Annotated in this window: 27 protein-coding genes; 14 read left to right on the top strand and 13 right to left on the bottom strand. The window is 48.7% G+C overall.

Annotated features, from left to right (window positions below):
- Window positions 1-6: 6 nt before the first annotated feature.
- The gene (locus tag HWI92_RS21530; RefSeq protein ID WP_204659130.1) at window positions 7-1074 is read right to left on the bottom strand and encodes a branched-chain amino acid aminotransferase; all 1068 of its coding nucleotides are present in this window, start codon (window positions 1072-1074) and stop codon (window positions 7-9) included.
- Between the two features lie 73 nt (window positions 1075-1147).
- Window positions 1148-1708 carry a cob(I)yrinic acid a,c-diamide adenosyltransferase gene (locus tag HWI92_RS21535; protein ID WP_204659132.1) on the bottom strand — a complete coding sequence of 187 codons (561 nt, stop codon included), beginning with the start codon at window positions 1706-1708 and terminating at the stop codon, window positions 1148-1150.
- A 114-nt stretch (window positions 1709-1822) separates the two neighbouring features.
- Here HWI92_RS21535 and HWI92_RS21540 point away from each other — a divergent pair, with 114 nt between their 5' ends.
- The 3 genes from HWI92_RS21540 to HWI92_RS21550 all read left to right on the top strand — a co-directional run bounded on the left by HWI92_RS21540 (window position 1823) and on the right by HWI92_RS21550 (window position 4261).
- Window positions 1823-2338, top strand: a complete 516-nt coding sequence (locus HWI92_RS21540) for a hypothetical protein (protein WP_204659134.1) — start codon at window positions 1823-1825, stop codon at window positions 2336-2338.
- 8 nt (window positions 2339-2346) lie between these two features.
- On the top strand, window positions 2347-3585 hold the full coding sequence (locus HWI92_RS21545) for an S-adenosylmethionine:tRNA ribosyltransferase-isomerase (protein ID WP_204659136.1): 1239 nt from the start codon (window positions 2347-2349) through the stop codon (window positions 3583-3585).
- A 79-nt stretch (window positions 3586-3664) separates the two neighbouring features.
- Window positions 3665-4261 (top strand): Uma2 family endonuclease, encoded by a 597-nt coding sequence (locus HWI92_RS21550; protein ID WP_204659138.1) that lies wholly within the window; start codon window positions 3665-3667, stop codon window positions 4259-4261.
- Here HWI92_RS21550 and HWI92_RS21555 read toward each other — a convergent pair.
- Complete coding sequence (locus HWI92_RS21555; protein WP_374757908.1) at window positions 4212-5996, bottom strand: family 43 glycosylhydrolase; 1785 nt, start codon at window positions 5994-5996, stop codon at window positions 4212-4214. The genes HWI92_RS21550 and HWI92_RS21555 overlap by 50 nt on opposite strands.
- A 157-nt stretch (window positions 5997-6153) precedes the next feature.
- Here HWI92_RS21555 and tyrS point away from each other — a divergent pair, with 157 nt between their 5' ends.
- The 3 genes from tyrS (at window position 6154) to HWI92_RS21570 (ending at window position 8151) form a co-directional block, all read left to right on the top strand.
- Window positions 6154-7455 carry a tyrosine--tRNA ligase gene (gene tyrS, locus HWI92_RS21560; protein WP_204659142.1) on the top strand — a complete coding sequence of 434 codons (1302 nt, stop codon included), beginning with the start codon at window positions 6154-6156 and terminating at the stop codon, window positions 7453-7455.
- A gap of 142 nt (window positions 7456-7597) precedes the next feature.
- Window positions 7598-7810: a hypothetical protein gene (locus HWI92_RS21565; RefSeq protein ID WP_204659144.1), complete on the top strand. Its 213-nt coding sequence runs from the start codon at window positions 7598-7600 to the stop codon at window positions 7808-7810.
- A gap of 62 nt (window positions 7811-7872) precedes the next feature.
- Window positions 7873-8151: a hypothetical protein gene (locus HWI92_RS21570; protein ID WP_204659147.1), complete on the top strand. Its 279-nt coding sequence runs from the start codon at window positions 7873-7875 to the stop codon at window positions 8149-8151.
- 56 nt (window positions 8152-8207) lie between these two features.
- On the opposite strand, the gene HWI92_RS21575 is transcribed toward HWI92_RS21570, so the two are convergent.
- The 5 genes from HWI92_RS21575 to HWI92_RS21595 all read right to left on the bottom strand — a co-directional run bounded on the left by HWI92_RS21575 (window position 8208) and on the right by HWI92_RS21595 (window position 10849).
- Entirely contained in the window at window positions 8208-8618 is a 411-nt protein-coding gene (locus HWI92_RS21575; RefSeq protein ID WP_204659149.1) for a PIN domain-containing protein, read from the bottom strand.
- Window positions 8615-8854: a hypothetical protein gene (locus HWI92_RS21580; RefSeq protein WP_204659151.1), complete on the bottom strand. Its 240-nt coding sequence runs from the start codon at window positions 8852-8854 to the stop codon at window positions 8615-8617. Before HWI92_RS21580 ends, HWI92_RS21575 begins: the two co-directional genes overlap by 4 nt.
- Before the next feature lie 94 nt (window positions 8855-8948).
- Window positions 8949-9386, bottom strand: a complete 438-nt coding sequence (locus tag HWI92_RS21585) for a hypothetical protein (RefSeq protein ID WP_204659153.1) — start codon at window positions 9384-9386, stop codon at window positions 8949-8951.
- 11 nt (window positions 9387-9397) lie between these two features.
- The gene (locus HWI92_RS21590) at window positions 9398-9970 is read right to left on the bottom strand and encodes a Panacea domain-containing protein (RefSeq protein ID WP_204659155.1); all 573 of its coding nucleotides are present in this window, start codon (window positions 9968-9970) and stop codon (window positions 9398-9400) included.
- A 63-nt stretch (window positions 9971-10033) separates the two neighbouring features.
- The gene (locus tag HWI92_RS21595; RefSeq protein ID WP_204659157.1) at window positions 10034-10849 is read right to left on the bottom strand and encodes a metallophosphoesterase family protein; all 816 of its coding nucleotides are present in this window, start codon (window positions 10847-10849) and stop codon (window positions 10034-10036) included.
- Between the two features lie 116 nt (window positions 10850-10965).
- Between HWI92_RS21595 and HWI92_RS21600 the strand changes: the two genes are divergently transcribed.
- Window positions 10966-11418 (top strand): regulatory protein RecX, encoded by a 453-nt coding sequence (locus HWI92_RS21600; RefSeq protein ID WP_204659159.1) that lies wholly within the window; start codon window positions 10966-10968, stop codon window positions 11416-11418.
- A gap of 183 nt (window positions 11419-11601) precedes the next feature.
- On the opposite strand, the gene HWI92_RS21605 is transcribed toward HWI92_RS21600, so the two are convergent.
- Window positions 11602-12597, bottom strand: coding sequence for a ribonucleoside-diphosphate reductase small subunit (locus tag HWI92_RS21605; RefSeq protein WP_204659161.1), 996 nt, complete (start codon window positions 12595-12597; stop codon window positions 11602-11604).
- A gap of 233 nt (window positions 12598-12830) precedes the next feature.
- Between HWI92_RS21605 and HWI92_RS21610 the strand changes: the two genes are divergently transcribed.
- Window positions 12831-13715: a glycosyltransferase family protein gene (locus HWI92_RS21610; RefSeq protein ID WP_204659163.1), complete on the top strand. Its 885-nt coding sequence runs from the start codon at window positions 12831-12833 to the stop codon at window positions 13713-13715.
- A gap of 123 nt (window positions 13716-13838) precedes the next feature.
- Window positions 13839-14669, top strand: a complete 831-nt coding sequence (locus HWI92_RS21615; RefSeq protein WP_204659165.1) for an FkbM family methyltransferase — start codon at window positions 13839-13841, stop codon at window positions 14667-14669.
- Here the strand turns inward: HWI92_RS21615 and corA are convergent, their stop codons facing one another.
- Complete coding sequence (gene corA, locus HWI92_RS21620; protein WP_204659167.1) at window positions 14670-15614, bottom strand: magnesium/cobalt transporter CorA; 945 nt, start codon at window positions 15612-15614, stop codon at window positions 14670-14672.
- Window positions 15615-15680: 66 nt separating this feature from the next.
- Here corA and HWI92_RS21625 point away from each other — a divergent pair, with 66 nt between their 5' ends.
- From HWI92_RS21625 to HWI92_RS21640, 4 genes are read left to right on the top strand one after another with little or no spacing between them, the layout of a single operon-like run.
- Window positions 15681-16868 carry an MFS transporter gene (locus HWI92_RS21625; protein ID WP_204659169.1) on the top strand — a complete coding sequence of 396 codons (1188 nt, stop codon included), beginning with the start codon at window positions 15681-15683 and terminating at the stop codon, window positions 16866-16868.
- Complete coding sequence (locus HWI92_RS21630; protein WP_204659171.1) at window positions 16858-17466, top strand: IMPACT family protein; 609 nt, start codon at window positions 16858-16860, stop codon at window positions 17464-17466. Before HWI92_RS21625 ends, HWI92_RS21630 begins: the two co-directional genes overlap by 11 nt.
- Before the next feature lie 33 nt (window positions 17467-17499).
- The gene (locus tag HWI92_RS21635; protein ID WP_204659173.1) at window positions 17500-17742 is read left to right on the top strand and encodes a hypothetical protein; all 243 of its coding nucleotides are present in this window, start codon (window positions 17500-17502) and stop codon (window positions 17740-17742) included.
- Window positions 17735-18061 (top strand): hypothetical protein, encoded by a 327-nt coding sequence (locus HWI92_RS21640; RefSeq protein WP_204659175.1) that lies wholly within the window; start codon window positions 17735-17737, stop codon window positions 18059-18061. Before HWI92_RS21635 ends, HWI92_RS21640 begins: the two co-directional genes overlap by 8 nt.
- Here HWI92_RS21640 and HWI92_RS21645 read toward each other — a convergent pair.
- From HWI92_RS21645 to HWI92_RS21655, 3 genes are all read right to left on the bottom strand, one after another.
- Window positions 18058-18231, bottom strand: coding sequence for a hypothetical protein (locus HWI92_RS21645; RefSeq protein ID WP_204659177.1), 174 nt, complete (start codon window positions 18229-18231; stop codon window positions 18058-18060). The two genes, HWI92_RS21640 and HWI92_RS21645, sit on opposite strands and share 4 nt — an antisense overlap.
- 100 nt (window positions 18232-18331) lie before the next feature.
- On the bottom strand, window positions 18332-20050 hold the full coding sequence (locus HWI92_RS21650) for a RagB/SusD family nutrient uptake outer membrane protein (protein ID WP_204659179.1): 1719 nt from the start codon (window positions 20048-20050) through the stop codon (window positions 18332-18334).
- Between the two features lie 28 nt (window positions 20051-20078).
- Entirely contained in the window at window positions 20079-23396 is a 3318-nt protein-coding gene (locus HWI92_RS21655; protein WP_204659181.1) for a SusC/RagA family TonB-linked outer membrane protein, read from the bottom strand.
- Between the two features lie 326 nt (window positions 23397-23722).
- Here HWI92_RS21655 and uvrA point away from each other — a divergent pair, with 326 nt between their 5' ends.
- Entirely contained in the window at window positions 23723-26575 is a 2853-nt protein-coding gene (uvrA, locus tag HWI92_RS21660) for an excinuclease ABC subunit UvrA (protein WP_204659183.1), read from the top strand.
- Window positions 26576-26581: the final 6 nt, after the last annotated feature.

Raw genomic sequence — 26581 nt, forward strand, 5'->3', positions numbered from 1 at the left:
TTGATTCTAAACTTTCAGCATCCAGCCGAAAATATCTTCTTCTTTGCCGGTGCGGAGGTTGGTCAGGTAATTTTTTACCCTTACGACAAATGAATCCTCTCTGATTTCAGGAAGCTGGTAATCCACACCTTCGTAAGCGATGGTCGCGAATGGAGAAATTACCACCGCCGTACCCGCACCAAAAGCTGCTTCCAGCGTTCCGTCTTTGATGGCGTCAATGATTTCCTTTACCGATACGCGCCGCTCTTCCACAGGAATATCCCAGCTTTTTGCGACGTCAACAATGCTTTTCCGCGTAATGCCGTCCAGCGTGGTTTCAGAAACGTAAGGTGTTACCAGCTTGCCATCGATCATGAACATGATGTTCATGGTGCCTGATTCTTCAATGTACTGATGATCACGGGCATCCGTCCAGATCAGCTGGTCGTAGCCTTCCTGCTGGGCAAGACGTGCCGGGTAAAGGGATCCTGCATAGTTGCCGGCACATTTGGTAGCGCCTACGCCACCTTCTGCTGCACGGATAAAATGGGTCTCCACTTTCACGCGCGGAGGCTTGGCATAATAGCTGCCTACCGGACTTGTGAAAATGATAAAGTAGTATGAATCAGATGGTTTTACACCAATGTACGGGTCGGTAGCAAACATATACGGGCGAATGTACAGCGAGCATCCTTCCTGGGAAGGTACCCAGTCTGCATCGAGGCGGATGAGCTCGGTAAGCCCGCCCATGAAGATTTCTTCCGGGATCGAAGGCATGCAAAGTCTCTCCGCCGACTTGTTAAGCCTTTTCCAGTTGTCAATCGCGCGGAACAGAAGTACTTCACCTTCCTCGTTCTTATAGGCTTTCATGCCTTCAAAGATCGCCTGACCGTAGTGAAGCGCTGCGGTGGCAGGACTGAGAGCGAGGTCGCCATAAGGTACGATCCGGAGATCCTGCCACTGGCCGTCACGATACTCCGCGATAAACATGTGGTCGGAGATGTTCCGGCCGAAAACAAGGTTGTTAAAATCAACCTCCTGCAAACGTGATTGGGATGTCTGCTGAACTTCAATCTGAATTGTATCGGCTGTCATGATGCCCTGGAATTTTGTATTTCGTGCAATTTAAATAATTTAACTTATAAATTATTGATGTTTAGCACAACAATTAATTTTTGGGAGATACTCTCGGTTGCCACGTAATTTCCTCGCTTCCAAGCTCTGCGGTCATGGCCCTGCAAAGCATAAAAAGATAGTCGGAAAGTCGGTTCAGGTAGCGCACGACAATGCTCTCTACCTCCTCGCTTTGCTGCAGATGAATTACGGCCCGCTCCGCCCTCCGGCATACTGTCCGCGCCACATGCCCGAAGGATACGGATGCATGTCCGCCGGGCAGTACAAATGCGCGCAGGGGAGGCACCAGGGCATCTATCCGGTCCATTTCACTTTCCAGCAGCCTGATATCGTCATCCAACAGGTCGGGCAGGGGCCGCTTCTTTTGGTCCGCTTCGGAGGCCAGGTGCGAGCCAATCGTGAAAAGCCTGTCCTGGATTTCCTTGAGCAGATCCTTCCGGTGTTCGTTCACGGGCTGGTCGCGGAGCAGACCAATATAGCTATTCAGTTCATCGACAGTTCCGTAGGCTTCAATCCTGACATGTGCCTTGCTCAAACGTGTACCGCCGATGAGCGAGGTCATGCCTTTGTCGCCGGTCTTGGTGTATATTTTCATGCTAAAACAATTGGTTTCTGAATAGGCCTTGTCAATTAGGTTTTCGCGGCTTCCCGCCCTAATTTTGCACCCAGTTTAATGTGGCGAAATAAACCTCAGGGAGGTTGACAATTCATGAAAATTACAACATTTGCAATAAAAGTATGGCGCTGGATGTCCCTGGCGCTGGTCTTAGGGGCGCTGGCATGGACTTACTCGCTCTTCCCCGACCAGGTAGCAGTAGATTTTACGGAATCGGGCCTGGCCGAACGGTATGTCAGCAAGGAGCACATTTTTTACATTGTAATGGGCATTTTCCTGATCAACAATGTGGGTCTGGCCGGACTTGCGAGGCCTCTGCCCAAGGTTAATCCCATTCACCTGCCTATTTTTAAAAAGAAAGTATGGGCGCAATACCCCGAGCAGCTGGGCGAGCACCTGGTGAACTGGCTTTACTGCCTGGTCGCCGTAATTAATACCATTACCGGGTTCAGCCTGTTTGCACTCGCAACCATCAACAGCTCACAGTACAAACTTGACGTGTTTGATTTTTCGTGGGTGTTCTATTTGGGAGTGGCTTTGCTGATCGGAGTGTTCCTGCTGCCATTTGGGCTGCTCTGGACCCCTGTGCCTGACGACAAACTTGAATAATGCATTGCATGAAAAACGATTGGTTGCAGCAGGCGGAGTCTATTGCATTGGGCGATTATACCTACGAATTGCCTGATGAACGTGTCGCAAAATATCCGCTGACCCGGCGCGACCAGTCGAAGTTGCTGGTTTACCAAAATCATAAAATCCAGCACAGCCAGTTTACCAGTCTGCCCGACTTTTTGCCTTCCCATGCACTGCTTGTTTTCAACAATACAAAAGTGATCCCCGCGCGGGCCTATTTTCAAAAACCGACGGGCGCCACGATTGAGATCCTGCTTTTGCATCCCGAGCAACCTACGCGCATTATTAATGATGCCATGCTCGTTCGCGGCAGCTGCGTCTGGGAATGCATGATCGGAAATAAAAAGCGCTGGAAAGTCGGCGATGTGCTTTCCAGGGATATCCATATCAATGAGCAGCCGGTCGAACTTTCTGTGGCTTACGCAGACTTTGAGCGCAATGAAGTCCGGCTGTCGTGGGATGCGGATGTGCCTTTCCTGGACATTGTAAAAGCATTGGGGCAAATCCCGCTCCCGCCCTACCTTAACCGCGACACCGAGGAATCTGACTCAGAAACTTACCAGACGGTTTACGCCGACCAGCACGGAGCAGTTGCTGCCCCGACTGCGGGATTGCACTTTACGGAACATGTTTTTGAAAAACTTTCGCAAAAGGGTATTGAAAAAGCCTTCCTGACCCTGCATGTGGGCGCGGGCACTTTTCAGCCTATCAAAGCGGACACGGTCACGGAGCACAAAATGCATTCGGAACAAATCGTTTTTACGCGCGAACTCATCGGGGATTTATTGGCTAAACAGGACTGCATTGTGGCCGTCGGCACCACCTCGCTGCGTTCGCTGGAAAGTTTGTACTGGTATGGTGTGAAGTTATTCAGGAAAGAAACGACATCTTTTTTTATTGAAAAACTGTATCCTTATCCCTTCGACGAAGCCGACCTTCCCACTACGCGGGAAGCATTGGAATCCATTGCATTCTATATGGACCAGGAAAACTTGGATGCGCTGACAGGTGAAACCGAAATTTTTATTTTTCCGGGCTACAAATTCCGCATGTGCAAAGGATTGGTGACCAACTACCACCAGCCGGGCTCTACCCTGATTTTGCTCGTCGCTGCATTCGTGGGTGACGACTGGAAGCGTATTTATGCCCATGCATTGGAAAACGATTACCGCTTCCTGAGCTACGGCGACAGTTCGCTTTTATGGAATTCGACCGGAGGATAATCGGTTTCGTTGTTATGTGAAACAAATGTGTATTTTGTTTTTTCACACGAAAACACACTTCACATATGGGACAGCGCAAATGGAAACAAACACCTACACCGTACCCGAGTATCTCGAACTCGAAGAGCAAAGTGAAATCCGCCATGAATATTATGATGGGGAGATCTTCGCGATGGCGGGCACGACGCTGAGGCACAATGAGATCATCGATAATGTCCGTACGCTTTTAAGAGCAGTTTTTAAGCCGAAGGGCTGCAAGATTTTTGCGGAAGGTGTAAAGGTGGAATGCATTAGGAATTTCTCCTACTGCTATCCTGATGCGATGGTTACCTGCTCTGCCGAAGATTTCGCTAGTACTTACATCGTACGCAATCCGAGCATTCTGGTCGAGGTTTTGTCAAAAAGTTCTGCCGGTTATGATCAGGTATTCAAGCTCAAACTCTACAAGCAGATTGCCTCGCTTCAATATTACCTTTTGGTGTCACAAAATGAATGTTACGTCCAGTTGTACACCCGCTCCAATCAGGGTGATGTCTGGACTTATCAGACCTTTGCTCAGCTGACCGACGAAGTGCCTTTTGAAAAATTCGGGTTCTCCATGTCGGTGGCTGCGATTTACGAAGACATTACTTTTTTACCGGAAGAGGCTGAGCCGATGCCTCCTGAGGAGCGATAACGCTGCTCATTTTTGACACCCCATTTTCGTTGAAAGCCTCAATTGCAAAGTAGTACGGTACGCCCACATTCAGTGCCCGCAGCTCGAAGGTATCCGGCTCATCATTCCAGAACTGGTACGTTTGATAAAGCTTGTCGGGTGCAATGCCCCAGAGCACATTGTACCCGACCGCGCCAGGCACTTTCTCCCATTTCAGATCGGCATTGCGCTCATCTTTCTGCCGTACTGCTGTGAACTTTGCAGGCGTTTCAGGAGCTTTTCCCAATCCATTCCCAAAAATCCGGAATTCGCTTATTGCCAGATTTGGCGATGCCACGTAGCCATGCTCGTACCGCACATACCTAGCTCTTACGGGCGCTGTCAGCTCCACGTACGCGCAGGGTCGGTCACGTTTGGGTTCCCGGGAAAGATCAACCACTTCTTTCCATGCATTGCCGTCGGACGAAACCAGGATTTTGAACTGGGTATACACCTTGCCAGGGTCATTGTCGTAAATGTCGGAGCGGTAGTCGGCGTAGTTGACCTGTACAGCCTTAATATCATGCTCAGTCTGTAAATCGATGGTAACCGTTTCGCCGGGCTTGTTCTGGCGTGCTGCCCAGAAGGTACGCGGATTTTCGTCGGTAATTTTGGCGACATTCATCGTGTCGAGTGTTGAAGAAGCGACAGCCGGTTTTTTATAAGACAATAACATCCAGCCTGCAAACAGTTCGTCCGCTTTGCCCGTCCACGTTTTGGAAGGCAGCTTATGCGGAAAGTCGCCGAAACGTGTATTGGCAAACATTTGCCCGTCTTTGTCAAACCCGGCCGGGTGCATCACAATGCGACGCTCCATGCCCCAGTTGAAGCCGATCCAGGTGGTACCGGTATTCCAGTAATTTCCAAAATTGTCCTGAAAAGTATTTCCATGTCCTGCACCCGTCGCAAAGCCGCCCGGCTTGTAGGAAACCGGGTTGTAAGGCGCATAGGTAAACGGCCCCAGCGGACTGTTGCCCACGTAAGTACCATTGGCGTACACATTATACTCGGTGCCCGGCGCGCCATATTGCAGGTAGTACCTGCCCTTGTGCTTGGTCATCCACGCACCTTCGGTAAAAGGTTTGAAAGGATCGGAGTGGTTAGGCCCGAAACGCTCCCAGCCGTGCTCGTACTGATTTAACCAAAACATCGCCTGATACTGCCCCTTGAAAGCCAGTCGCTTTGAGTAGTCGAGCTCCGAACCGAAAATGGGATACACATTGGACGAACCCCAGTACATATACCATTTGTCGGTATCAGGGTCGTGAAACAGGGCAGGGTCCCACGGACCAATATCTTTGGGCAGCCGGGGCGTCCACCGATTGTAAAACTCCCAGATCCCTTTTTCCGGAGCTACGGAATACAGGATAGGCCGCGACTCGAAAGTTGATTGAAAAAGAAAAAGCGTATCCCGCACCAAAACAGCCGCCGGCGCACACATATCCTCAAATGGCCAGCGGTTGGCCGTCAGGTATTTCCAGTTGAGCAGGTCTTTGGAATGCCAGTACCCGCCCGAAATCGTGACAAAAAGAAAGTACTCACCTTTGTGGTTGATAATGACCGGATCAGCCCCCGAGCGGTAGGAAATGCCCTCGTTCATCTGCTCAAAGTTGTACTTATAATCAATGTCCATGGGATTGCAATAGGTACTCTGGGCGGCTGAGTGCCAGCAGCATGCAATCGTAAAAACAAGCGTGCAGAGCAGGTTCCTGAACATCATATGCGTGTGGATTGGGTTTTTTAGATAGTTAAAATTAGGGTTTTTAAAGGAATAAACATGGTGATACCTGAAAACCCGCGGACTGTTCGGGGTTTTTGAAAATGATAAAATGTACCTTTGCGCCTCTATCAAAAAACATTAGTACCCGTTAAAAATGCATACCGATTTTATTGAAGAACTACGCTGGCGGGGCATGCTGCACGACATGATGCCCGGAACTGAGGAGCAACTCAAAAAGGAGATGACCACGGGTTATATCGGCTTTGACCCCACGGCCCCCTCGCTGCACATCGGTAACCTGGCGACGATCATGCTGCTGGTGCATTTGCAGCGCGCCGGCCACAAGCCGGTCGCATTGGTGGGCGGGGCAACCGGGATGATTGGCGATCCTTCTTTCAAGGCTTCGGAGCGGTCGTTCCTGGATGAGGACACGCTGCGTGTAAACCAGGAAGGTATCCGCCGCCAGCTCGAACAGTTTCTTGATTTTGACTGCGGCGAAAATTCGGCCGAGATGGTTAATAATTACGACTGGTTTAAAAACATCGGCTTTCTTGAATTTTTGCGTGAAGCAGGTAAGTTTTTGAGCGTCAATTATATGATGTCCAAAGATTCTGTAAAAAAGCGGCTGGAAACTGGTATTTCTTTCACGGAGTTTTCCTACCAGCTCTTGCAGGGATACGATTTTTACCATTTATATAAAACCAAAAACGTGCGCCTGCAAATGGGTGGCTCCGATCAGTGGGGCAACATTACGACGGGTACGGAAATCATCCGCCGGAAAGAGGGAGATGAGGAAGGTTATTTCAAAGCATACGCGCTGACGACCCCGCTCGTGACCAAGGCCGATGGGTCGAAGTTTGGGAAAAGCGAGGGCGGCAACATCTGGCTGGATCCTGCGCGGACCTCGCCGTACGAATTTTATCAGTTTTGGCTCAACCAGAGCGACGAGGACCTGCCGCGTTACCTGCGGGTATTTTCATTGAAAAACAGGGACGAAATTGAGGCTTTGGAAGTGAGCCACGCTGCCGAGCCGCACCTGCGGATTATGCAGAAAGCGCTGGCCTCGGAGCTCACGGCCCGCATCCACAGCGAGCAGGCGTACCAGCTGGTACTGAAAGCGACCGAGGTACTCTACGGCAAGGCGACGCTGGAAACGTTGAAAGGCATTGCGCTGGACGAGTTTGATACGATTTTCACAGGCGTGCCGCAAACAGAAATTACGCGCGAAGTTTGGGACACAACAACCAACATTACCGACTTGGTTTCAGTGGTAACGAACAATGAAATCTATGCCTCCAAAGGCGAAGCCCGCCGCGCCATCCAGCAGAATGCAGTGAGTATCAATAAAGTAAAAGTTACCTCCGCCGAGCAGCCGCTGAGTGAATTCAGTCTTTTACAGGACAAATTTTTGCTGGTGTCGAAGGGGAAGAAGAATCATTTGATCCGCATTGCTTAGTATTGGAAGAATTCGACTAGCAATAACTAGGGAGGTTCCGGCTGGAGCCTCCTTTTTTGTATGATTTTCCTAAACTTTTCTAGATTTGAAAATTAAATCCAGGAATTTTTATCGGATTTTCCTACAAAACTATATTTTTGTAATGAAGAAATTCACATCGGTAACAGAAGCATTCAAATGGTGGTTGACAGAAATGTATCCTAACCTTCCGCCGGATGTGAAAAAAGGAAAGCTGACAACTGCTTGGAGAGATTTCACTTATAATCAGGGTATTTCAGAAAAGCGAATGAAAAGCATTCTTGAAGAATTTGGAAAGATTGAAGTGAAAACAGAAGTGTTATTTACGCCGGACTAAATTTTTTTTGCTCAAAATTTATCGGATTTTCCTACAAATTTCAACTATAAACCACTACCAAAATGATCATTAAATCCAATCTAAACAAAGCCTCAGATTCATTTACAGAAGCCGAAGCACTTCTGCTGCGTCAACAACATGAACTGGTGAGTGAGTTTTTTAAACGGGACAAGAGTGCAGAAATCGTAAATTCTCTTAACACGCTCATTGAAACCTTTTTATTTACAGAAGACCTCGAAAATGTGACGCCGGAGATGCGTATGCACATTGCAAATCAACTTCGGGTGGTGACGTTAATTACGCAATTGGGTGAGACATCGGTGAGGTGGAAGGCTTCGTAGTGACGGGCCGGCGCGTGGTTGATATTTGCTGCTGCTGGTATTTTATATGATCTGCACTATGTAATCCAGTCGAACAATCGGATCTCACTCAGATTTCTAAAATCACGGGTGTTATGCGTAATCAATGCAAGGTCGTTCACGATCGCCGTAGCTCCAATCAAAATATCAAAATCCCCAACTGGCCGACCAATTCTTCTCAAATGTGCCTTTTGCTTGCCAAATTCGTGAAGTGCGGCGCTTATAGAAATTATTCTTTCAAGGAATAAGTTTTCCAACCATACAAACCGCTCCCGATTTTTTGGTCGTTGCTGTGGCGAGCTGTTTTCAATCCCATATAGTAGTTCGGCCAGGGTAATTTCTGAAAGATAGCACGATTCTACTCCGACATCGCTTATTTTATCTTTGACATCGTATTCGTCTTTAAGCAAGTGAACGCAAATATTTGTGTCGAGCAAATATTGGTTCATAACTCGACATCTCGATTTCCGCTGTAACGAGAATTGTAAATCATGGCATTAATCTCATCACCCGTTTCAGGACCTTCCCAGCTCCCGGCAACTTTGTTTAATAGTGCTAATGATTCTTCTTTGGTGAGGCGTTTCGGATGTGATTCTCTAATAGCAAGACCAAGGCGGCTTGCAAGTTCTTTAACGAGGGCGAAATCGGCTTCATTGTTCGCCTCAATAGTGAGGGTATGTGTCATAATGTTAAATTAGTGTCTGTATTAATTTCAATTAAACTCAAATTTAATCAAATTCTAAAAGGAGTCCAATGTCTAGACTCCTGACATTCTCGGATCATCGAATCATTCCCCGAACTTCCTCTTTAAAATCTTCATCAATACGCCGGCTGATCAGAAATCCATGGATGATCTTTTGAAACTCAAATGCAGTGACAACACCACAAAACGGAATATCTCGCCTGGCATTTAGTAATAGCAGCTCATCTTCTGTATACGATAAGTATCCATTACAATTAACATAGGTAAAGTCGTGCAACCAATTGTCGGGCGTTTCATGGTCGATACAGACCAAAGTGTCAAGGCTTTCTCTGACACGTCGGATATGCGCGACATTTTTCTCAAACTGAGAAGTACAGCAGACGGTTGTCAGGTATTTACCTTCTATTTTCTTGATAAATATGTGGTAATGCGGAATTCCATTAGCGATCTGAGGATCGGAAATGCATAGGATATTGCCAGACACGAATGCCTGCCTCAATTCTTCGGCTGTCATTTCCCGAACAATTAAGAATTTGCAGTTTCGAAGTAAATCTCTTTCGTAAGGCTCAGGTCTTCCTGAGAATCATTGAAGAGGCCTTTTTCATCGATGTAGTTTTCAAAGAAATCGCTCAGGTTCATCTTGTAGCTGGAACCTGACTGCTCAATTTTCTCCTGAAATCGCTTCCATTCGGGGAAATAGTGAGAATAATTGACGAGTTCGAATTGATCGAGAGAGTTGTAATGCTTCAATATTTCGTCAGCTACTTCGAGATCAGTTTCTGAAAATACTTTTGCGTTTACAGCTTCGACGGAACGAATCAGATGCCCGTCTAGAATCAAATATTGATCAAAATAATGTTTTTCCGTAGATGATACAGATACTTTACTTTCAATGAGTTCTTTAGTATTGGAAGGCACCGGTCCCCACGACATGGCATAGTGGACATCGCCGGTAATCGTTCTCGCATACTTTCTAAGATGCAGCCTGTTTGCCAGCCAAATGAGCTTGAATGCTTTCATTTTATTGATTGCACCCCCATTATAATCGGCAAAATAATTGATTAGCTGCGCAGCTTTTTTATGATGATATGCTTTCATTGTTGTGTATAGTTTGGCCTGCAAAGATAACCAATTTTGAATGTAAGCGAAACGAGGTGGGCCTTACCCCTTCCCCGAAAAAGTATTCAAAACCGGGGCCGCAGTGGGATTGTACTGGTAGCATTGCCAGCTGTGATCCTCGTAAATTTCCACAACCCGGTAACCTTTGTAAGCCGTGCCCCAGTTGCCGCCGAAATGCCCGTCAAAAAAGTAAGGCTTTTTGCCGTATTGCTTGGTGCTGTCCTGGTCGTGGTCGTGGCCGTTGAAAATCGCTTTTACATTCGGCGTTTGCTCAAACAGTTCAATCACTTCCTTGCATTCAATCCCGTTGACGGTCCATTTGGCAGGGGTAATGTGCAGGAAAACAAAAATCCCCTTCTTTTCACCATACTTGGCCAGCTCGGTGCGCAGCCAGGCCGCATCCGGACAAACGTACTCGCCCTTTTCGTTGGACGTGTCGCCCACCACAAATGCATACTCACCTTTGGCAAAACTATGGTTGGTAGGGTATCCCCACGTACTCTGCCACACATCCAGCCCCACTTTATCATGATTTCCCCGGCTCACATAAAAAGGCACGCGCAGGTTAGAAATGGTACTTTTAAAATCGTACAGCAGGGTAGGATCGTCGTGAATGAGGTCACCGTTGATAAACAGAAAATCAACACCTTTCTGCAATTTTTCACGGTTAACCCAGCTGATCAGGTCGGCATGAAACGTTTTATAATCTGTATCCGGCTGGCCGAAATGTCCGTCGGAGGCAACGATAAAACGCAATGCAATGCGGGCGGCCTTGCCTTCCCCGCTTTTTTGGTGCAGTTGCGGGAGCGCCGGAATAGCAGGTAAGAGTTGCAGAAATGATCTTCTTTTTAAAAACATGGGTTTGGCAGATTACAAGGCTGGCACGGGTATTAGTGGTTTCAAAAATAATCATCCCGGTCAGATATTTTCTTTATTCTTGCAGCATTACAAATATTTAACACGACGGTAAAACCATGGACAGGCTCATTTTACAAAAGGCAGCCTCCTATTGTGCCTACCAGGAACGCACACAGGATGAGGTAAAGCTGCGGCTTAAAAAGTGGAACGTCTGGGGCGACGAAGCCGACGAAATCATTGCCGAGCTCATTGCCATGAACTATCTCAGTGAGGAACGTTTTGCCAAAACTTACGCTGGCGGCAAGTTCAGGATCAAGAACTGGGGCAGGATGAAAATACGTCAGGAGCTCAGCCGCCGCGGCCTCAGCAAGTACAGCATTGAAAGCGGCATGAAAGAGATCGGCGACGTGGATTATGTGGCCAATCTGAAGCAGCTTTTGGAGAAGAAGAAGGTTGCACTGGAAAAGACCGAAACCAATCAGCTCATCCTAAAACAAAAATTGGCCAGATATGCTCTGGCCAAAGGTTATGAAAGCGAACTTGTTTGGAAGTTGCTGGAAGAAGTTTGAGGCGTGGCGGCCGGGGGTGCTTCGACTCCGCTCAGCATGACAAGGGCTGCGGCTCATTCGATCTGGCTTCGATCGCCCGGCGGCCCGGTGCGCTCAGCCTGACAAAAGTTCCGGCTCATTCGATATGGCAAGCCCTCACTTTTGTCACCCTGAGCGGAGTCTAAGGGCCGGCGGCCAAGTCGATTAAAAATCCGAATCAAACGAAATTTTGTTACCTGACTCTTTGTCTTTGATCCCGCTCATCACACCGGCTTTCTGATATTCTCCTACGCGTTTTTCGAAGAAATTGGTTTTGCCAGGCAGTGAGATCAGCTCCATAAAGTCAAAAGGATTGGCAGATCCGTACTGTTTCGGGCAGCCGAGGCGTTCGAGCCAGAAATCGGCGATGTACTCGATGTACTGCTTCATCAGCTCCGCATTCATACCGATCAGCGATACCGGCAATGCTTCGCTCACAAATTCTTTCTCGATCTCTACCGCATCCACCATAATCTCGATCACACGCTCCTTGGGCAGCTGGTTCATGATATGCTGGGTATAAAGCAGGCACGCAAATTCGCAATGCAGGCCTTCATCTCTCGAAATCAGCTCATTGGAGAACGACAGCCCTGGCATGAGTCCGCGTTTTTTCAACCAGAAAATAGAGCAGAACGAACCTGAAAAGAAAATGCCTTCAACAGCAGCAAATGCGATGATACGCTCTGCAAATACGGGACTGTTGATCCACTTCAATGCCCATTCTGCTTTTTTCTGCACACATGGGATCGTCTCGATTGCGCGGAGCAGGCGATCTTTTTCGACAGGATCTTTGATGTAAGTATCAATCAGGAGCGAGTAGGTTTCGGAGTGAATGTTTTCCATCGCAATCTGAAAACCATAGAAGCACTTGGCCTCGGCATATTGTACTTCGCTCAGAAAATTGACAGCGAGATTTTCGTTTACGATACCATCAGATGCAGCAAAAAATGCGAGTACATGTGATATAAAGTGCCGCTCACCGTCATTGAGGTTCTCCCAGTCTTTCATATCCTGCGAAAGGTCAATCTCTTCCGCAGTCCAGAAGGAAGCCTCGTGGCGCTTGTACATTTCCCAGATATCCGAATGCTTGATCGGGAACAACACAAACCGCAAAGGATCTTCCGTCAACAGGGGTTCCTGTCTGATTATTTCTTGTGACATAATTGGATTTTTAATATTTACGCGGATATGACCTATAACGTTAGACAATCCCGGCCTCGGTTGCCGGGCATGGAGGAAAACAAATCTAAGGGCTTTGGGTTGAAATTTCAAGGAAAGAAGAGTCTATTTGCACCCCCGTGCGGCCGCTTGCTTCCTAATATTCGGTTAACTTTGCGGGAGCCAATACCTTATCGAAATCAGCCTCTTTTTACCTGTTTTAACAACTTGTTACATTGAAAATTTCCGGGTTTACAATCATCAGAAATGCCGTCATCAATGATTATCCCATCGTGGAGGCGATTACGTCCATCCTGCCGGTTGTAGACGAAATGGTGGTGAGCGTGGGCCGCAGCGACGATGATACGCTTGGGCTGATCAGGTCCATCGGGTCTGATAAAATACGGATTGTAGAGACCGAGTGGGATATGTCGCTGCGGGAAGGCGGCAGGGTGCTGGCTGTGGAAACGGATAAAGCATTGCAGCACGTCTCGCCGGATACCGACTGGGCATTTTACATCCAGGGCGATGAGGCGGTGCATGAAAAATACCACGACAGCATTCTCGAAAGCTGCCGCCGGTACAAGGATAATCCGGAGGTGGAGGGACTTTTGTTTGACTACCTGCACTTTTACGGCACCTACGATTATGTAGGCGACAGCCGCAAATGGTACCGGCGCGAAATTCGTATCATCCGGTACGAAAAAACGCCGGCCGGCACGCCCATATCAGCCTACCGCGATGCGCAGGGGTTCAGGAGGGGAGGAGAAAAGCTGAAAGTGAAGCACTCCGGAGCCGCGGTGTACCATTATGGATGGGTGAAAAGCCCCGTGCAGATGAAGACCAAGATGAAAAATGTAAGCCGGTTCTGGCATGAGGATAAAGCGTGGGAAAAGATACTTCAGTCTGAGGATTTCTTTGACTATGAGGAATTTGACTCGCTGAAAGTATTTGAAGGTACTCACCCCGCTGTCATGCAGGACCGGATCGGCCGGCAGACCTGGAATGTGAGCTTTGATATTTCGCGCAAAAAATTCAGGCTGAAAGATGCACTGCTTTACTGGTTTGAAAAAAAGACGGGCCGTCGCCTGTTCGAGTTCAGGAATTACCGCCTTATTTGACGTCGTTAATTACATTTATTATTAGATTACCATTAGAACGGCGGAATACCTGATGAAAGTCGTATTTTGAGCCGCTATTTACCCGCTAAAAACAGATCTATCATACCTAAGCTTTACCACTACATGTTTGAGTATTTCAAAAAATCATTGGCCCGCAAGAAAGCCAGGCGCCAGTTTCAGGAATATCCGCACATTGTCAATGTTTTCCCGCTGGAAAAAGAAGGTGAAGTTTCATTTGCCAACTGGCAGAATCCCCTTGTTTCACCCAAAACCATTACCCAGGCCGAGGTGAATTTTTACAGAAAGTTCATCAGCGAAGGCAGTCTCTGCATTGATATCGGCACCAATATCGGGGATACTACTGTTCCGATGGCACTGGCAGCAGGCAAAACGGGCACGACCATCGGATTTGATCCCAATCCGCATGTTTTCAAGATCCTGCAGATCAACGCTTCGCTCAATCCGGACAAAACCAACATTGTGCCTCTGCCCTATGCGATTACGAAGGAGGAAGGGGAATTTTCTTACAGCTCATCGGAGGCATCATTCGGGAATGGGGGCATTTCCAATGAAGTAGTGGAAGACCAGGGTGCATTTCAGCTTCCCGAAAAGATCAAGGGCATTAATCTCGAACAATACCTGAAAGCCAACTATACCTCAGCCCTGTCACGCCTGGCATTCATCAAAGTGGATGTGGAAGGAGCTGACATGGAGGTGATCCGTTCCATCAGTGAGCTTATCCGCAAGTACAAGCCCGTGCTGGTGGCCGAATGTTTTCCCAAAGCAACTCCCGAAGAGCGGGCAGAGCTTTACCATATGGTTACCGAGCTGGGTTACAAGCTGTATTACTTCTCTGATTTTGATGAAAATGCAAAAATCAGCCACCTGGCCGGACCCAGGGATATGAACAAGTGGAAAACTTTCAACTTTTACGCAGTACCCGAAGAAGCCTGATCATATCCACCGCTTTCGCCTGAAAAACCACAGGACAATCAGGGAAGAAAATACCATCAGCAGCAGCGACACCCAGAAACCCCACGGCTCCGCAGTGGACGGAATATGGTTATAGTTCATTCCGAAAATACCCGCAATGAGCGTAGGTGGCATAAAAATGATCGTCACTACCGTGAAAATCTTGATCACCTGGCTTTGTTCCAGGTTGATCAGACCCATAAAGGTGTTCTGCAGATATTCCAGCCGCTCGAAGTTGAAGGTGGTATATTCCAGCAGGGAGTTGATATCTTTCAAAATAATGCGCAAATGCTCCTTGCGCTCTTCCGGAAAATACTGGCTCCGCAATATCCCTGAAAGTACCCGCTGCTTGTCTATGCTCGTTTCGCGGAGCATCATGGTAATTTCCTGCAGACCGCTGATGCGGATCAGTACTTCCTGCCGGGCTTTCTGCTCATGCGTCAGGTTCTTGCTGATTGCCGAAATGTCGCGCGAAATCCCTTCCAGTGAATCGGCATCGGCCTCAATGCGTGTTTCGAGCAGGAGCAGCATGAAGTCCACGCCGGTATGCACGCTCTCCTGGCTGACCTTCATTTTCTTGACCGTATCAGCAAACGTTTTTGAGTCTCCGCGGCGATAGGTAAAAAGCACATTATGGTGCAGAATGAATGAAACCGGGTAAGTTTCATATCCGTCACGATCAATGCTCAGAAAGTTGGAGTTGGCGTTAATGGTATCGTTTTGTTCAAAAAAACGCGAGCTGCTTTCGATTTCTACAATTTCCTGGGGTGTCTGAAAACTGATGTTGCACTTGTTCTCTACCCACTCTTCCTCCTCCGGCGATGGAGATTGCAGATCAACCCAAACCAGGTTTTTAATTTGTCCAAGTTCCCGGATATCATTCTCCCGCTTGATCAGCCTTCCCTCTTTGTAAAATATGCGAACCATGCTCTAAAATTGGTAAAAAAGAAGAAGTATGGAAAACTATTATGCTGATCCTCGTATTTTTGCCCGATGCAAAATAATGCTTCTGCCGGAATATTCACGACACAATTTTGGTTGCTGGGCCTTAGCTCATTTTTGTTCTCTTCCAGTTTCAATATGCTTATTCCCGAGCTTCCGGGCTACCTTTCAACCATGGGCGGGGGCGATTACAAAGGAGCAATCATCGGACTTTTTACGCTGACAGCGGGCTTGTCGCGCCCATTCAGTGGCCGCCTCACCGACCGGATCGGGCGTGTGCCGGTCATGGCTTTCGGGTCATTGGTCTGCTTTGTCTGCGGGTTTTTATATCCCGTTTTTACGACGGTTATGCCGTTTTTGCTCCTCCGGCTGGTACATGGTTTTTCTACCGGTTTCAAGCCTACAGGTACTTCAGCCTATGTGGCCGACATTGTTCCGGCCAATCGCCGGGGTGAGGCCATGGGCATTCACGGCATGTGCATGGGCGTCGGCTCCGCTTTTGGTCCGGCGATCGGGAGTCTGATCAGCCAGGCATTTTCATTGAATGCACTTTTCTATACCTCTTCATTTTTCGCGTTTCTTTCCATTGCCATTCTGCTCAATATGAAGGAGACTCTGAAGGAAAAGCAGCGGCTTTCGGTGGATGCATTTAAGATTACCCGCAGGGATATTTTTGAGCCTGACGTACTCAGTCCGGCCCTCATTACTTTTCTGTGCTACTTCGGCTACGGGGCCGTCTCTACGGTCACGCCCGATTTCAGTACTTACCTCGGCCTGACCAATCGCGGGTACTACTTCATGGTTTTTACGCTATTCTCTATTTTAATAAGGCTTTTCGCAGGCAAAATCTCCGACCAGCATGGCCGTATGCCCGTTACCATCGCCGGCTGCTGTGTACTGACCTGTGCGATGATCATTACCGGCTATGCCGACAGCATTACCTTGTTCCTGATCGGAGCGGCGTTTTTTGGTATGGCGATGGGCATTTTGTCGCCGGTACTGTCTGCCTGGACGGTCGACCTGAGTGGTGACAATAACCGCGGCAGGGCCATTGCCACCATGTTTATTTCGCTGGAAGCAGGTATTGGTTTGGGCGCATTTTTGTCGGCGGGTTTGTTTAAAAATCAAAGAGAAAATCTTCCGCTCGTATTCTTCTCCATGGCAGGATTTGCCCTGGCTGCACTGGCGTACACGGTTACAATTTACCAGTTCAAAAAACGCCGCACCCGTGCTGTTTGACGATACATACCGCACCATCGCGGAACCAGCAGAAGGTTTTTTCAAAGACAAAGGGAGTAAATTCTTTTCTTACGCCTATCCGCTGCACAACGAATCCGAAGCGAAAGCCTGCCTGGCTGCACTATACGAGCTACATCCCAAAGCCGTACATCATTGCTACGCCTATCGCCTCGGTACCGACCGGATGAGCTACCGGATGAGTGATGACGGCGAGCCTGCAGGTACAGCAGGTCGCCCGATCCTGAATATGCTGTATTCCAAAGATGTTACCAATCTGCTGGTGGTAGTCGTAAGGTATTTCGGGGGGACGCTGCTGGGAGTTCCGGGGTTGATCAATGCTTATAAAACCGCGACCGAAGAAGCACTCAATGCAGCTGAAATCATCGTCAGACATTTTTCTAGCACTTACCAGCTGCATTTCGGGTATTTGCAAATGAACGATGTGATGCGGATTGTAAAGGAAATGGAGCTGCCGGTTCTCGCTCAGGCCTTTGAAATGGAATGCAGCCTCACCGTAGAGGTCCGTTCTTCGCTCATTGAACCCTTCATGACCCGCACCGGTAAAGTGGAGGGAGTCAACGTACAGCTTTTGGGATAGTTTCGTAAATTGAAGTTCTTTCCTGATGATGCTATGAAAACAACATTACAGCTTGATACCAAAATTCGTTTGTCAGTAAGCCAACTTACGGAACTTGCAAAGCAGCTTCCAAAAAAAGAAAGGATCAAGCTTGCCTCTGTGTTGGTGGGAGATGATGATTCGATGTCAAAAACTGAGCTTCTTTCCAAAATTCGTCTCGGGCTTGAAGAGGTACGAAAGCATGAAAATGGAGAAGTTGTACTGCCTACTCTGAAAGATTTTCTTTCCAATGTTTGAAGTTCGGGCATCCGGCACTTTTCAAAAGGAGGCAAAAAAGCTGATCAAAAAATATAGTTCTTTAAAGGAAGAGCTTTCTGAGCTGGGAAATGCTTTGGCCCTGAATCCCATTGTAGGCACGCCACTGGGCCGGAACTGCTATAAAGTACGCCTTTCAATCAAAAGCAAAGGAAAGGGTAAAAGTGGTGGGGCAAGAGTAATTACCTGTGTATTGGTCGCTAAGGAAGAAGTTATCCTGCTGACCATTTATGATAAACAGGTCAGGCCGGATCTTGGTCCCAATGAGCTGGAAAAGCTGTTGTCAGATGTAGCTCCTTAAAGCACATCGTCACTATTGCGCAGCATTTTTATAAAATCATCTTCATAAGCCTTGATGGCTTTGAGGAGCTCCTGTAACTCATTCTCTTCTGGCGTACCCTTTTTAGCACTCCACAGCTCGTCGGCCCGCTCGGAAGCCTGCTCGTATTCACTTTCGTTCGTAATTTTCATAACTGGTCCTGTTTGCCGGTTATGTAAAGGTATTGCTCCGTAAACAAAAAGAAAAGCCGGTCGCAAGCGAACCGGCTTTCTCACTGACAGGGTTGAGAGTTTAATATCCGTTATTTTGGGTCAGCGTGGGTTTTCCGCCTACCTGGCTGTTGAGGATTTCCTGGATCGGAATCGGGAAATACTCGTGTTTGCCTTTTATAAACTGGGCTCCTTTCAGGTAAGCCCTTTTGGTTCCTTCCACCGCATAGTAGCTGTTCATCACTACATCAGCAATGCCCCAGCGTACGAGGTCAAAGCGGCGGTTGCCTTCCATAGCCAGTTCCAGGCGCTCTTCAAACCTTACTGCTTTTCGCGCAAAGGCCTGGTCGGTCCATGGTCCCGGATACTCTTTGATCAGGTAGTTGGCAGCTGGTGTACCGTCTGCATTTTTAACAAAACCTTCGGGTTTGGCAGCACGTGCCCGGATCTGGTTTACATAGCCCCTGGCTTTTTCAAGACTGCCGCTTTCTACCTCTATCTCAGCCAGCCAGAGTAAAACCTGTGCATAGCGGATCAGCCTGAAATTATTGGCATTAAGCCGGTTGTTGGAAGCAAAAAACGGATCCGACTTGTGCGAAACATGTTTTTTGGGCGAGTAAGGTCCTCCGTAGGTTTGGTCGCGCACGTAGGCTTTTCCCGGGTGGATACCCCAGTCGAGGTAAGGAATGCCACGGCGTCCTACAGTCCAGTCGAGGCGTGGATCGAGGGTACCCGTGTACGGCGTAAATGGAGCTGTGGACTCAATGCCCTGATCATTGGGGAGGTCTGATTCATTGAAAGTATCGAGCAGGGGAAGTCCGTTTGCATCCGTTTTAAATGCATTTGCAAGGTTTACCGAAGGCTGGAAGAATCCGCAGCAAGTGGTAAATGCACCACCTCCGTAGGGGTAGTTCAGCGTGGAACCGATGTTTCCGTTTTCACCTCCGGCAGCTCCGTCATTTACAGAATATTGTACCTCAAATACAGACTCGGCATTGTTGTTGGTAGATGCCTGGAAATTATCGTGGTACTTGTCTACCAGCCTGTACTTGCCGCTCGCTACGATGGCTTCCAGAATCGTCTTGGCATCACCGTATTTTTTCTGAAACAGGTAAACCTTCGCCAGCATGGCACCGGCAGCCCATTTGGTCGGGCGGCCCGGCTGTGACTGCGAGGCAGGCAGTGCCTCGTATGCAGCTTTGAGGTCTTCTTCTATTTTAGGGTAAATGTCGGTTGTATTCGGAAGCTTGGTGCTTTCCAGGTTGTTCGGGTCATACACTGTCTCGTCAATGTAAGGCACCATGTTGAACATTTTTTTCAGCTCAAAATGGTAGTGCCCGCGCAGAAACCTGGCTTCGGCAATGATTTGGGTACGTTCGGCGTCCGTCACATCAGTAACTTTGGCGAGCGTATGCAGCACGTCATTGGTGCGGGCAATCCCATCGTACATTCCCCTCCATTTACCCCGGAAGTAGATATTATCCGCCGCAATGTTCCCGGTTTCAATAAGTGAAATGGGGGGCTGGTCCCCCGCATTGGTACCCTTATAGGCGTCGTCGGAGGCTACGCTTCCATACACCCAGTTGTCGGCACCCACATTGTAGGAGCGGTAGGCACCCTCGGATGTGGCCCAGCCGTCGAGCAATGCATAGGCACCCGTAAGAAGGGCATTCACGCCCACTTTATTCTGCAGAATATCCGCATTGAGCGCAGCCTTGGGCTGAACGTCCAGGAATGAATCCGAGCAGGAGCTGAAAATGCCCAGCGCAAGGGATGAGCACAGTATAGCGATCTTTTTCATTGGTATAAATATTAATGTCCTGGAATGACTAAAAGCTTACGTTAAGGCCCACGATGTACTGCTTGGAAGTAGGATAGGCACCGCCATCCACACCAATCTGCCGGTCGTTACCTGCACCGTAATTACGCAGGTTGATTTCAGGGTCCATCCCGGAATACTTTGTAATTGTGATCAGGTTCTGGCCCTGAACATAAATGCGGCAGGGACCCAGGCCCAGCTTAGAGGCAATGCCTTTGGGCAGTGAATAGGCAAGCTGAATGTTCTTGAACCTGAAAAATGAACCACTTTCAAGGTAATAGTCGGAAGGCAGGATGCTCACCTGATCGCTCGAATTGAGCTGCGGCAGGATGGCGTCGGTTTTGCCCGGCCGCCACGACTCGTTCAGCATCCGTGTACTTTTGTTACCGAAAAAGGTCGGGAAGTCTGTCCAGTACTTCACGTAGTTGAAAATCTGGTTGCCCTGTACGCCAGCCCCAAACAAGGTTAACCCAAAGTTTTTGTAGTTAACATTCAGGTTGATACCGTAAGTAAAATCAGGGTGCGGGTTGCCGATGATGCTCAGGTCCTTGGTATCGATCACCTTGTCACCATTTACGTCCACAAACTTGAAGCGCCCTGCCCGGTTTTCATTCGAGCCCAGGTTGTTTTTCGGGGCCTCAGCCGCTTCGGCGTCGGTCTGGAAAATGCCGTCGTGCCGGTAACCGAAAAACGAGGAGATCGGGTAGTTCTGCTGGGTTACCACAAAGTTCTGGATACGCTCGTCATTGATCCCGAAGTACTGGGTATTGGGATCACCATTGGTACGGGTAACCACATTGCGGTAGGTACTGATGTTTCCTCCCACGGTATAGGTAAGGTCTCCGCCCAGCAGCTTCCCGTTGTAGTTCAATCCAAGATCAATACCCCGGTTGCGCATGGAACCAATATTTTGGAAAGGTGAAGCAGCTACGCCGGAAGTCAGCGGAGGTGCTACGGGGAAGAGCATATCACTGGTGTTGCGGGTGTACCAGTCAAAAGCAACGTCGAGGCTTCCTTTGAACAAAGCGGCGTCAAGACCGATGTTAGTGGAAGTGGTTGTTTCCCATTTGGCTTTCTGGTTACCAAACTGGATCAGCTCGTAGCCTGGTATCGCTGATGTTTTGGCACCATTCAAATCGTAAAAGGACAGCGCGGGATTGGTTGCAAACTGGGTAAAGGAATTATAATTACCGATCTCCTGGTTGCCTGTTTGTCCCCAACCTACACGAACCTTGGCATAAGAGAGCCAGGAAGCAGTGGGTTTCAGGAAGCTCTCATCCGAAATCACCCAGCCTCCGCTCAATGCCGGAAAGTATGCCACGCGGTTGGCCGCCGCAAAGCGCGATGAACGGTCGCGGCGTACAGTCGCATCAAACAGGTACCTGCCCGACAGGCTGTAACTCGCTCTTGCAAATTCCGAAGCCAGCCGCCAGTTGGCTGCACCGCCATTATTGGTCTGCACGCCGGTACCTGCGCTCAGGTAATGATTATCCAATGCATCCACAAGAAAGTTGGTACGGGTAGCATCAAAGTTTTCATAGTAATTCTTGATCGACTCTGTACCTACCAGCACGTTCAGCTTCTGGGTAGTCGAAATAGGAATGTTGTAGGTCAGCGTATTGTACCACGTCCAGGTCCATTCGTAATTATTGGTGGTGGTGAGGCTTTGGGTGCTTCGTGCTTCGGCGGACTCAATGTCGCGGGGCACGTAGTTGCGGTAGTTGTACAGGTTGTAGTCAATACCGAAGCTGGTTTTGGCAGTCAGGTTTTTCAGGATGTCCACCTCGGCATATGCATTGCCGAACAGCCTTACTTCAATCTGATCATTGTCTTTGTTCCGGTACAGGAGCGATACCGGGTTTACGGAGTTGTCAATGTCCGTTCCGCGCGTTCCTGCGAAGTTACCGGCTACGTCGTACACCGGAACGATTGACGGTACGCGGTAGGCGAACGAAGTAGGGTTACTTTCGGCATTGTTACCATTGGGCTGGCCTACGCGGGTAGCATAGCCCGCCTGGAAGTTTTGACCCATTCGCACCCGCTTGTTAATGTTGAATTCCGTATTGGACCGCAGTGTATACCGCTTGAAGCTGGTATGGATCATCAGCCCCTGCTGGTTAAAATAGTTGAGCGACATGGCATACCGGCCATTTTCCGATCCTCCTGATACTCCGATCTGGTGATTCTGAATAGGAGCAGGCTGGTAGATCTCCTTCATCCAGTTAGTACCTGTTTTATTGGCTTTGGTGATCAGCCATTTGGTTTTGTTAAAATCGGCTGAGTTAACATCGGTACTGTAATTAATATAGCTGCCATCGGCATTCTGCGCCAGGCGCGGGTCACCCTCGTAGGCTCCCGACGGGAAGATGTAATCAGGAACTTTCGGTTCGGATGCATTGCCAAACTGTGCATGCTTGGGATACGTGAGCACGGTACCTTGCGGAAAAGCGCCGTCCTTCATCGCTGCAAGGTTCAGCGTATTGATACGCGCTTCCCAGGTCAGTGCCGCATACTGGTCGGTGTTGAGCATGCTCAGCAGCTTGCCGGGACGCTGGGTACCATAGTAAGTATCGTAGGTAAATACGGGTTTGCCAACCTTTCCTCTCTTGGTTGTAATAATTACAACCCCATTCCCCGCGCGTGATCCGTAGATTGACGCCGCCGAGGCATCTTTCAGGATCTGCATAGATTCGATATCGTTCAGGTTGATGGTATTGAGCGTGTTGGAAACCCCATTTGCACCCACACCCTTGGTTGGTACACCGTCAATCACATACAAAGGGGAGTTATCATTGATCGTACCATAACCCCGCACACGCACCGACACGCCGCCGCCCGGGCTGTTGTCATTGCCGATTACCACACCGGGAACCTTGCCCTGCAATGCCTGGCCCAGGTTGGTAGACGGTGTGGAAAGCAGCTGCTTGGCATCAAGCGTGGCTACCGCACCGGTGATCTCCTTCTTGGATTGTGATCCATAACCTGTCACAACCACTTCACTCAGGCTTTTTACATCATCTTCCAGCGTGATATTAATGGCCGACTGGTTACCAACCGTAATCTCTTTTTTGCCAAAACCGATAGAAGAGAACACCAGTACATCGTTTCCGGTACCGACATTGATCGTGAAATTACCATCTGCATCAGTTACGGTGCCGGTAGTTGTGTTTTTTACCTGAACGTTCACACCCGGCAGGCCCATTTTGTCCACAGAAGAAGTGACCTTGCCGGTAACACGGCGTTCCTGTGCCTGTGCTCCAATACTGCACAAAAGTATGAGCACCAGCACGAAAGCAGGCATCAAACCTGTCCGTAAAAATTTTCCCATAAAATGAATTTGTAAAAGTGATTAATAGGCGGTCAATAATAATATTTATTTATCTAAAAATACAATAATAGACCTGTATGCAAGTAATTGATAGCATAATTTTCATAAATAATATTAAATAACTATTGGTTACTATTAGCAGTTTTATGCCGGTGACTCAGTAAGAAAATGTTTGTATATGGATGAAATAAAGCCGTTTGAACAATTGTCTATATACGTTCGTGTGTCAGGGACAGCATCCTGATTTTTTGCAACTCTTGGCCTGATTTTGTGGTTATCCGTAAATAGTTTCAGCTGAAAATTTATCCGACCAAAGTCAAATTATTTTGGAACAAACAGAATTAACCGATGTAAAAGGGCCTGACCTGATCGAAGTGGAAGGTGCCCGGGAACATAATCTTAAAAATATTGACGTCAGTATTCCGCGCAACAAGCTGGTGGTCGTTACCGGTATAAGCGGGAGCGGCAAGTCGTCGCTGGCATTTGATACCATTTATGCCGAAGGTCAGCGCCGCTATATGGAGAGCTTTTCTTCCTACGCGCGCGGCTTTATAGGCGAAATGGAACGTCCCGATGTAGATAAGATCACGGGACTTTCACCGGTGATCAGCATCGAACAAAAAACAACCTCCCGTAATCCGCGTTCCACCGTTGGGACGGTGACCGAAATCTATGACTTTTTGCGCCTGCTGTACGCCCGCGCAGGCGAGGCCTACTCCTATGTGACAGGCCGTAAAATGGTTAAGCAGTCGCAGGATCAGATCGTCAACCAGCTGCTCAGTCAGTTTACAGGAAAGAAGATCACCATGCTCGCGCCTGCGGTGAAGGGCCGGAAAGGGCATTACAGGGAGCTTTTTGTACAAATTGCAAGACTGGGTTACACCAAGGTGCGCGTGGACGGCGAAGTACAGGATATTTCTCCCAAAATGCAGCTTGACCGGTACAAGGTCCATGATATTGAAATTGTGATTGACCGCGTGGTGCCTAAAAAGGAAGAGGATGATCCGCAATCGAGATACCGCCTCAGCCAGTCGGTAGCGACGGCCATCAAGCAGGGGAAAGGTGCATTGATGATCCTGGATGAAAAAGGAGAAGTACATTACTTTTCACAAAACCTGATGGATCCTGAGTCCGGGATCAGCTACGACGATCCGGCGCCCAATGCATTTTCATTCAACTCACCTTATGGCTGGTGCCCTACCTGCCAGGGGCTGGGTATTATTGAAGAAATTACCGAAGAATCCATATTGCCGGACCGTTCCCTGAGCATCAGCAAGGGCGGTATTACAGCATTGGGCGAGTATCGCGATGCCTGGATCTTCAAACAGCTTGAAGTGATTCTCAAGCCATTCAAAATTACACTGACTACGCCTATTGAGAAATTCCCGGCCGAGGCTGTGAAAGTAATCCTTTACGGCAGTGAGGAAGCAGTGCAGGTACCTTCCAAAAAGTACCCCGGCACAGAGTGGGAGACGAAGTTTGACGGGATTATCAATTTTCTGAAAAGACAGCAGGAGAGCGGCAATGATAAGATCCTGGAATGGCTGAAAGACTTCATGACTACGCAAACCTGTCCGGAATGCAATGGAAAGCGTTTGCGTAAGGAATCCTTACATTTTAAGATTGATAAAAAAGACATCGCTGAGCTGTCGGACATGGACATCAGCCAGCTCGGCGTGTGGCTTACCGGGCTGGAAGGCCGCCTGGAAGAACGTCAGCAGGTAATAGGGCATGAGGTGCTGAAAGAGATTCGTAAAAGGGTAGGTTTCCTGCTGGATGTGGGGCTTGACTACCTGACGCTCAATCGCGCCCTGCGCACATTGTCCGGGGGAGAAGCCCAGCGGATCCGCCTCGCTACGCAGATCGGTACCCAGCTGACGGGCGTGCTGTACATTATGGACGAACCAAGCATCGGCCTGCATCAACGTGACAATGTACGGCTGATCAACTCATTAAAAAGTCTGCGCGACCTGGGCAACACGGTACTGGTGGTGGAGCACGACAAGGACATGATGCTGGCGTCCGACTACATTCTGGACATCGGGCCCGGCGCTGGCCGGCACGGAGGCAACGTAGTAGGCTCGGGAACGCCGCAGCAATTTCTCGAAAACGGCTCGCTCACGGCCGAGTACCTCAGCGGACGTGCATCCATTGAAATACCCAAAAAAAGAAGGAAAGGAACCGGCAATGCCATTACAATCAAAGGCTGTACCGGGCATAATCTGAAAAACGTGACGCTATCGTTTCCATTGGGTACGATGATCTGCGTGACAGGGGTGAGCGGCAGCGGGAAGTCATCGCTGATCCATGAAACCCTTTTTCCGATCCTCAACCATCATTTTTATAAATCAAGAAGAGAGCCGCTGTCGTACAAATCCATTGATGGGCTTGAACACATTGATAAGGTCATTGAGGTGGACCAGTCGCCGATCGGACGTACGCCCCGCTCCAATCCGGCTACCTATACCAACCTTTTTACGGATATCCGCACCCTTTTTGCAGAACTTCCCGAAGCGAAAATCCGGGGCTACAAGCCAGGACGGTTTTCATTCAATGTAAAAGGCGGGCGCTGCGAGGACTGTGAAGGTGCCGGTATGAAGAAGATCGAAATGGACTTCCTGCCGGATGTGCACATTGCATGTGAAACCTGCAAAGGAAAGCGGTTCAACAGGGAAACGCTCGAAGTGCGGTTTAAAGGAAAATCCATTGCCGACGTGCTGGATATGACGGTTGAAACTGCACTTGAATTTTTTGAAAATCAGCCGCGGCTGCTTCGGAAAGTGCAGACACTGAATGATGTGGGACTGGGCTATATTACGCTGGGACAACATGCGACCACTTTGTCGGGCGGGGAGGCTCAGCGTGTGAAGCTTTCGGAAGAACTTTCAAAAAGAGATACCGGTAAGACGCTGTACATCCTGGATGAACCTACTACCGGACTGCACTTTCAGGATATCAGGCATTTGCTCAATGTGCTCAACAAGCTCGTGGAAAAAGGCAATACGGTCCTGATCATTGAGCATAACCTCGACGTGATCAAGGTAGCTGACCACATCATTGACGTGGGACCCGAAGGCGGTGCGGGTGGCGGACGCATTATTGCAGAAGGCACACCCGAGAAGGTAGCCAGGGTAAAAGGGAGCTTTACCGGACACTTTTTGCAGGAAGAGCTGAAATAAACCTCA

Source organism: Dyadobacter sandarakinus, from assembly GCF_016894445.1.
Lineage (GTDB): Bacteria > Bacteroidota > Bacteroidia > Cytophagales > Spirosomataceae > Dyadobacter > Dyadobacter sandarakinus.

Excerpts from the sequence above, each read along its gene's own strand:
- HWI92_RS21535 (WP_204659132.1), bottom strand. The coding sequence starts at position 1,708 with ATGAAAATATACACCAAGACCGGCGACAAAGGCATGACCTCGCTCATC.
- HWI92_RS21570 (WP_204659147.1), top strand. The coding sequence starts at position 7,873 with ATGATCATTAAATCCAATCTAAACAAAGCCTCAGATTCATTTACAGAA.
- HWI92_RS21580 (WP_204659151.1), bottom strand. The coding sequence starts at position 8,854 with ATGACACATACCCTCACTATTGAGGCGAACAATGAAGCCGATTTCGCC.
- corA (WP_204659167.1), bottom strand. The coding sequence starts at position 15,614 with ATGGTTCGCATATTTTACAAAGAGGGAAGGCTGATCAAGCGGGAGAAT.
- HWI92_RS21555 (WP_374757908.1), bottom strand. The coding sequence starts at position 5,996 with ATGTTCAGGAACCTGCTCTGCACGCTTGTTTTTACGATTGCATGCTGC.
- HWI92_RS21595 (WP_204659157.1), bottom strand. The coding sequence starts at position 10,849 with ATGTTTTTAAAAAGAAGATCATTTCTGCAACTCTTACCTGCTATTCCG.
- HWI92_RS21605 (WP_204659161.1), bottom strand. The coding sequence starts at position 12,597 with ATGTCACAAGAAATAATCAGACAGGAACCCCTGTTGACGGAAGATCCT.
- tyrS (WP_204659142.1), top strand. The coding sequence starts at position 6,154 with ATGCATACCGATTTTATTGAAGAACTACGCTGGCGGGGCATGCTGCAC.
- HWI92_RS21565 (WP_204659144.1), top strand. The coding sequence starts at position 7,598 with ATGAAGAAATTCACATCGGTAACAGAAGCATTCAAATGGTGGTTGACA.
- HWI92_RS21625 (WP_204659169.1), top strand. The coding sequence starts at position 15,681 with ATGCAAAATAATGCTTCTGCCGGAATATTCACGACACAATTTTGGTTG.
- HWI92_RS21655 (WP_204659181.1), bottom strand. The coding sequence starts at position 23,396 with ATGGGAAAATTTTTACGGACAGGTTTGATGCCTGCTTTCGTGCTGGTG.
- HWI92_RS21590 (WP_204659155.1), bottom strand. The coding sequence starts at position 9,970 with ATGAAAGCATATCATCATAAAAAAGCTGCGCAGCTAATCAATTATTTT.
- HWI92_RS21545 (WP_204659136.1), top strand. The coding sequence starts at position 2,347 with ATGAAAAACGATTGGTTGCAGCAGGCGGAGTCTATTGCATTGGGCGAT.
- HWI92_RS21615 (WP_204659165.1), top strand. The coding sequence starts at position 13,839 with ATGTTTGAGTATTTCAAAAAATCATTGGCCCGCAAGAAAGCCAGGCGC.
- HWI92_RS21640 (WP_204659175.1), top strand. The coding sequence starts at position 17,735 with ATGTTTGAAGTTCGGGCATCCGGCACTTTTCAAAAGGAGGCAAAAAAG.
- HWI92_RS21600 (WP_204659159.1), top strand. The coding sequence starts at position 10,966 with ATGGACAGGCTCATTTTACAAAAGGCAGCCTCCTATTGTGCCTACCAG.
- HWI92_RS21540 (WP_204659134.1), top strand. The coding sequence starts at position 1,823 with ATGAAAATTACAACATTTGCAATAAAAGTATGGCGCTGGATGTCCCTG.
- HWI92_RS21645 (WP_204659177.1), bottom strand. The coding sequence starts at position 18,231 with ATGAAAATTACGAACGAAAGTGAATACGAGCAGGCTTCCGAGCGGGCC.
- HWI92_RS21530 (WP_204659130.1), bottom strand. The coding sequence starts at position 1,074 with ATGACAGCCGATACAATTCAGATTGAAGTTCAGCAGACATCCCAATCA.
- HWI92_RS21550 (WP_204659138.1), top strand. The coding sequence starts at position 3,665 with ATGGAAACAAACACCTACACCGTACCCGAGTATCTCGAACTCGAAGAG.
- HWI92_RS21650 (WP_204659179.1), bottom strand. The coding sequence starts at position 20,050 with ATGAAAAAGATCGCTATACTGTGCTCATCCCTTGCGCTGGGCATTTTC.
- HWI92_RS21585 (WP_204659153.1), bottom strand. The coding sequence starts at position 9,386 with ATGACAGCCGAAGAATTGAGGCAGGCATTCGTGTCTGGCAATATCCTA.
- HWI92_RS21635 (WP_204659173.1), top strand. The coding sequence starts at position 17,500 with ATGAAAACAACATTACAGCTTGATACCAAAATTCGTTTGTCAGTAAGC.
- HWI92_RS21575 (WP_204659149.1), bottom strand. The coding sequence starts at position 8,618 with ATGAACCAATATTTGCTCGACACAAATATTTGCGTTCACTTGCTTAAA.